The organism is Nonomuraea sp. NPDC001684 (genome assembly GCF_053596515.1).
In genome coordinates, this window is sequence record NZ_JBSFGJ010000593.1 from 1 (window position 1) to 4,747 (window position 4,747).

Below are 4,747 nucleotides of genomic sequence, written 5' to 3' on the forward strand. Positions count from 1 at the left end.
GGCCAGCAGGGCGCGGTTGGCCTGGTCCCAGATGTCGAGCCACTGGCGCACCTGGTCGTCCTCGAACGGCTGGAGCTGCAGCGCCAGCAGCCCGTCGGGGAACCTGATGCGGTCGGCCACCACGGTCCGGCTGGTCACGATCACCACGACGGGCCGTCCCAGCGCGGCCTCGCGGCGCTGGAACTCCTGCAGGTGCCCGAGGTAGTCGTAGCGGTTGACGCCGCCCTGCAGCAACTCGTCGAAGCCGTCGAGCAGGATCACCGGCAGCGCGCCGTCGCCCGCGGCGACCAGGTCGGCGTAGGCGACCTCCTCCTCCAGCACGGCGGCGACGGCCTGCTCGATCTGCTCGGCGACCGGCGCGCGCGGCGAGACGCGCGGCAGCTCCACCCTGATCGGCAGGAACTCCGACCTGGCCAGGCGGGCGCCGAGCACCTCGGTCAGCTTGGACTTGCCCGCGCCGGGCTCGCCGAGCACCAGCAGGGGCGCCTGGGTGGCGCGCAGCGAGGTGAGGTGGCCGACGAGGAACGCCTCGGCGTCGGGCAGCAGGCGCTGGTCCCGCCACCAGCCCACGGAGGAGGGGTCGGACTCGCGGGTCAGCTCGGCGACCCGGCAGCGCGGGCTGAGGTAGCCCTCGCCGAGCAGTGGGAGCGAGACGTCCTCGGGCAGCTTGCCGGCGGCCAGCAGGGGACGGTCGAGCGCGTTCGCCGCCATCCTGACCCGGTGGATCATGGGACGGTCGCCGACCCGCGGCGGGGCCAGCTCGGCCAGCAGCCAGGCCACCCGCGACAGGCCGGTGCCCGGCGGCTGGCGGTCGGTGACCAGGCTGCGCACGCCGAACTCGTGGCTGTCCAGGGACAGCGAGCGGAAGTCCTCGTCGTAGATGCGCAGGGCGTGCGCGGGCGGGCCCTCGGCCAGCATCCGGGGTAACAGGAGCTGGTCGTCGACGGGCAGCTCGTCCCACACGCTGAGGCCGCCGACGAACCCGGCCATCGCCTCCGACATGCGCAGGTGGGCGCGTTCGACGGCCTGGCGGGTCTCGGCGAAGGGCACGTGCGGCTCGGGGGTGGGCAGGCGTTCCATGAGCAGACCGGCCACCAGGCGGGCGAAGCGCTCGGGAGTGGGCACGCCGTGCGAGATCTTGTCGGCCCGGTCGAGCTGCTCCAGGGTGAAGGGCAGCTTGGCCTCCCCCAGCGCCTCGAACCAGGCCGAGACGACGATCACGGCGTGCGCGGCGGCCAGGCGCTGGGTGCGGGTGTAACGGTCCACGCCGCCCTTCAGCTCGGGCATCCTGCGGATGACCTCCTCGCCGTAGCGCACGACGTCGGAACGCAGGTCGGCCAGGCCCATGGTGAGCAGCCCGCCCCCGGCCAGCGCCCACCCCGTGCGGGCGGCGGCCGCGGCGAAGCCGACCACCTTGACGAGCCTGCCCTCCTTGCAGCCGAGCACCCTCAGGGCGTCGGCGTAACTCGGGGTCTCGATCATCAGCCTTCTCTCCGGGACCGGGAGGTCCCATCATGCGCCGGGAGGCGCCCCCGGCGCTGCCCGGACGCCCGCTCCGCTATGGGCCTTTCACCGCGTCGGCGATCTCCGGCAGCACGCCGGGGTCCTCGATGGTGGACGGCGTGGCGTACGGCCGGCCGTCGGCGATGTCGCGCATCGTGGCGCGCAGGATCTTGCCCGAGCGCGTCTTGGGCAGCCGGGCGACCACCACGGCCCGGCGGAAGGCGGCGACCGGCCCGACGCGTTCGCGCACCAGGGCGGTCAGCTCGCGCTCGACGTCGGCCGGGTCGCGGCCGGAGCCGGACTTGAGCACCACGAACCCGACCGGGAGCTGCCCCTTCAGCGCGTCGGCCACCCCGATCACCGCGCACTCGGCGACGTCGGGATGGGCGGCGATCACCTCCTCCATCGCGCCCGTGGACAGGCGGTGGCCGGCCACGTTGATCACGTCGTCGATGCGGCCCATGACGTAGAGGTAGCCGTCGGCGTCGATGTGGCCGCCGTCGCCGGTCAGGTAGTGGCCGGGGTAGCGGGACAGGTAGGAGGCCCGGAAGCGCTCCTCGTCGCGGTAGAGGGTGGGCAGGCAGCCGGGCGGCAGCGGCAGCCGGACGGTGACCGCGCCCTCCACCCCGGGCGGGCACTCGCGGCCCTCGGCGTCGAGCACGCGCACGTCGTAGCCCGGGACGGGTTTCGTCGGCGAGCCCGGCTTGATCGGCAGGGTCTCGATGCCGACGCAGTTGGCCGCGACGGGCCAGCCGGTCTCGGTCTGCCACCAGTGGTCGATGACGGGGACGCCGAGCAGGTCGCTCGCCCAGTGGTAGGTGTCGGGGTCGAGGCGCTCACCGGCGAGGAAGAGATGCCGCAGCCCGGACAGGTCCCATTTTTTCGCGAAATTGCCGGTGGGATCTTCCTTCTTGATGGCCCTGATCGCGGTGGGCGCGGTGAACAGCGTGCGCACGCCGTGCTGGGCGGTCACCCGCCAGAACGCCCCGGGGTCGGGCGTGCCGACGGGCTTGCCCTCGTACAGGACGGTCGTGCAGCCGGTCAGCAGCGGCGCGTAGACGATGTAGGAGTGGCCGACGACCCAGCCGACGTCGGAGGCGGCCCAGAAGACCTCGCCGGGGGCGGCGCCGTAGACGTTGGTCATGCTCCAGCGCAGGGCGACCGCGTGGCCGCCGTTGTCGCGCACCACGCCCTTGGGCAGGCCGGTGGTGCCGGAGGTGTAGAGCACGTAGAGCGGGTCGGTGGCGGCCACGCTGACGCACCCGGCGGGCTCGGCGGCGCGCACGGACTCGTGCCAGTCGAGGTCGCGGCCCGGCGTCAGCTCGGCGGGGCCCTGCGGGCGCTGCAGGATCACGCAGTGGGCGGGCCGGTGGGCGGCCTGGTCGAGGGCGGCGTCGAGCAGCGGCTTGTAGGCCACGACCCGGGCCGGCTCGATGCCGCAGGAGGCCGCGAGCACCACCTTGGGCTCGGCGTGCTCGATGCGCAGGGCCAGCTCCCTGGCCGCGAAGCCGCCGAACACCACCGAGTGCACCGCGCCGAGCCGCGCGCAGGCCAGCATCGCGACGACCGCCTCGGGCACCATCGGCATGTAGATCACGACGGTGTCGCCGGCCGTCACGCCGAGCGCCTTCAGCATGCCCGCCGTCCGCGCCACCTCGTCGAGCAGCTCGGCGTAGGTGATCGTGCGGACGGCGCCGGTGACCGGGCTGTCGTATATCAGCGCCGCCTGGCCGCCGCGGCCGGCCGCGACGTGCCGGTCGAGCGCGTTGTGGCAGGTGTTGAGCCGTCCGTCGGGGAACCACCGGCTCCCGTCGCTGACGACGGCGGGCGCGACGTCCCAGTCGATGTCGCGCGCCGCCTGCGCCCAGAACTCCTCCGGGCGCTGGATGCTCCGCCGGTAAGCCTCGTCATAGCCGCCCACTTTTCGATCAGACCAGCCGCCGGCCCCCGAACGCAAGCCCCGTGGGAGGGTGTCCGGATGAATGACGATCTCATCCTGTCCGTCGTGACGGGGTCGCGGGCGTACGGGCTGGAGACCGCGGCGTCCGACACCGACCGGCGCGGCGTGTTCGTGGCCCCCACCGCGGACTTCTGGCGGCTGTCCAAGCCGCCCACGCACCGCGACGGGCCGCTGCCCGAGCAGTTCTCGTGGGAGGTGGAGCGCTTCTGCGTGCTGGCTCTGGAGGCCAACCCGACGGTGCTGGAGTGCCTGTGGTCGCCGATCGTGGAGATGGAGACCCCGACCGGGCGGCGGCTGCGCGAGCTGCGCGGGGCGTTCGTGTCGCGGCGGGCGCGGCAGACCTTCGCCGGGTACGCCGTCGACCAGTTCCGGCGGCTCGACCCGGCGGCGCCCAAGTGGAAGCAGGCCATGCACATGCTGCGGCTGCTGCTCAGCGGCCTGCACCTGATGCGGCACGGCGAGCCGCTGGTGGAGGTCGGGGCGCACCGCGAACGGCTGCTGGCGGTCCGGCGCGGCGAGGTCACGTGGGCCGAGGTGGACGCCTGGCGGGCCGCGCTGGCGGCGGAGCTGGCCGCCGCGCCCTGTGTCCTGCCGGAGCGGCCGGACCGCGAACGCGTGGAGGACTTCCTGGTGAGCGTGCGGAAGGAGCACCTGTGAACACGCTGCTGCCGTCCTGGCTGCCTGAGGTTCCCGCGGAGCAGCCGTATCCGGTGGCGTTCGCCACGGTGAGCGGCGCCCACCTGTACGGGTTCCCGTCCGTGGACTCCGACGTGGACCTGCGTGGCGTGCACGTGCTGCCGGTCGAGGAGGTGGCCGGGCTGCGCACCGGGCCGCAGACGCTGGACCGGACGTGGACGCGCGAGGGCGTCGAGGTGGACCTGGTCACGCACGACCTGGTCAAGTTCTGCCGCCTGCTCCTCGGCCGCAACGGTTACGTGCTCGAACAGCTCCTGTCGCCGCTGGTGGTGACGTCCTCGCCGGTGCACGAGGAGCTGGTGGCGCTGGCGGCCGGATGCGTGACGCGGCACCACGCCCACCACTACCTGGGGTTCGCGCGTACGCAGTGGCGGTTGTTCGGGCGTACGGGCGAGCTGAAGCCGCTGCTGTACACCTTCCGCGTGCTGGCGACGGGCACCCACCTCATGCGCACCGGGGAGCTGGAGGCCGACCTGACGCGGCTGCTGCCGTACGGGCCGCCGTACCTGCCGGAGCTGGTGGCGGCCAAGCGGGAGGCCGAGCACGGCGCGGCGCCGCAGGTGGCGGGTGTGGCCGAGGACGTGGCGC

General features: G+C 73.7%; 4 protein-coding genes. 2 read left to right on the forward strand and 2 right to left on the reverse strand.

What is annotated here, in order from left to right:
• Both ACWCSD_RS47985 and ACWCSD_RS47990 read right to left on the reverse strand, forming a co-directional pair.
• A partial coding sequence (locus ACWCSD_RS47985; protein ID WP_449925723.1) for an NACHT domain-containing protein occupies nucleotides 1-1,482 on the reverse strand: 1,482 nt, incomplete at its 3' end.
• Between the two features lie 76 nt (nucleotides 1,483-1,558).
• Nucleotides 1,559-3,424: a propionyl-CoA synthetase gene (locus ACWCSD_RS47990; protein WP_449925725.1), complete on the reverse strand. Its 1,866-nt coding sequence runs from the start codon at nucleotides 3,422-3,424 to the stop codon at nucleotides 1,559-1,561.
• A gap of 57 nt (nucleotides 3,425-3,481) precedes the next feature.
• Between ACWCSD_RS47990 and ACWCSD_RS47995 the strand changes: the two genes are divergently transcribed.
• Nucleotides 3,482-4,120: a nucleotidyltransferase domain-containing protein gene (locus ACWCSD_RS47995; RefSeq protein ID WP_449925727.1), complete on the forward strand. Its 639-nt coding sequence runs from the start codon at nucleotides 3,482-3,484 to the stop codon at nucleotides 4,118-4,120.
• On the forward strand, nucleotides 4,117-4,747 hold a 631-nt coding region (locus ACWCSD_RS48000; RefSeq protein WP_449925728.1), incomplete at its 3' end, for a nucleotidyltransferase domain-containing protein. The genes ACWCSD_RS47995 and ACWCSD_RS48000, both read left to right, overlap by 4 nt.